The 1,308-nt window shown below is 54.6% G+C and carries 1 protein-coding gene and 1 other annotated feature; the gene reads right to left on the reverse strand.

The features are described 5' to 3' along the window. Positions 1–41: 41 nt before the first annotated feature. Positions 42–1,258 (reverse strand): IS3 family transposase gene (locus GEV37_RS16840; RefSeq protein ID WP_227391425.1). Its coding sequence is split into 2 segments (ribosomal slippage): positions 42–973 and positions 973–1,258, totalling 1,218 coding nucleotides; the frame shifts between segments, so codons are not numbered across the junction. Continuing rightward, positions 867–983 (reverse strand) — a sequence feature (AL1L pseudoknot). (Overlaps the previous gene by 117 nt.) Positions 1,259–1,308: the final 50 nt, after the last annotated feature.

The following is a 1,308-nucleotide window of genomic DNA, read 5'->3' on the forward strand; positions in this document are numbered from 1 at the left end:
CTTGAACCGCCCCGGTTATTCCGGAGACCGGTTTGTTTGAGTCAGGCAGCTTCACCCGACTCTTCCAGTTGATGATAATACGTCCTTTCTCGTTCTGCTGGTGGAACGTTTCCGATGGGTTCCAGCAGTCGGCGGTTGTTGAACCAGTCAACCCACTCCAGCGTGGCATACTCAACGGCATCCAGTCCCCTCCATGGGCCACGATGATGGATCACCTCCGTTTTGAACAAGCCGATGGTGGTTTCAGCCAGCGCATTGTCGTAGGAGTCGCCGGTGGTGCCGACTGAGGCATTGATACCCTCGTCAGCCATACGCTCGGTGTAGCGGATCGAGAGATATTGGCTTCCCCTATCACTATGATGGATCAACCCTTGTCTGTGTTTGCGTGCCCACAGAGCTTGCTCCAGGGCGTCCAGCACCAGTGCCGTTCTCATCGACGTCGCTACACGCCAACCCACGATACAGCGTGCATAAACATCGATAACGAACGCAACGTAAACGAAGCCAGACCAGGTAGCGACATAGGTAAAATCGGCCACCCAAAGCTGATTAGGACGCATGGCCGTAAAGTCACGTTTCACTAAATCAGGTGCCCGTTTCTGGCCGGGATCACTGATGGTCGTGAAGGGGCGTTGGCCTCGCACCACGCCGCGAATTCCTAGGCGGCGCATGAGCCGTTCTACAGTGCAACGAGCAACATTAACGCCTTCACGGCGGAGTTGCCGCCAGACCTTACGGGCACCGTAGACGCAGAAGTTTTCTTCCCACACGCGCTGAATCTCAGCGGTAAGAAACGCATCCTGTCGATACCGGTCTGCCCGCCGTTCAGGATCAGCTTCAAGTGCCTTGTGGTGGTAATACGTCGATGGGGCGATTGGCAGTTGACTACAAATCGACTCGACCCCGAACTGAGCACGATGCTCGTCGATAAATGACACCATCAATTGGGTTTGCGGTCGAGCTCCGCCTGGGCGAAAAAAGCAGCCGCCTTACGGAGAATTTCATTGGCACGCTTCAATTCGGTGTTTTCACGCTCTAGCTGCTTGAGTCGTTCATGTTCAGACAGGTTAACCGAGCTGTTTTCCTGCGTGAGTTCTGTGCGTTTGCACCAGGCTCTCAAAGTCTCTGGTGTACAACCGAACTTGCTGGCAATGGAGCAGATCGCCGCCCACTTGGACGGGTATTCGTCTTGCTGTTCAAGGACTAATCGAACAGCTCGCTCCCGGACTTCTGGGGAATATCGTTTTGGTGAGTTCATAACTCCATCCTCTCAAGATATGGAGTCTCCGGTAAAGCCGGGGCGGTTCA

This window comes from Vreelandella malpeensis (genome assembly GCF_020622355.1).
Lineage (GTDB): Bacteria > Pseudomonadota > Gammaproteobacteria > Pseudomonadales > Halomonadaceae > Vreelandella > Vreelandella malpeensis.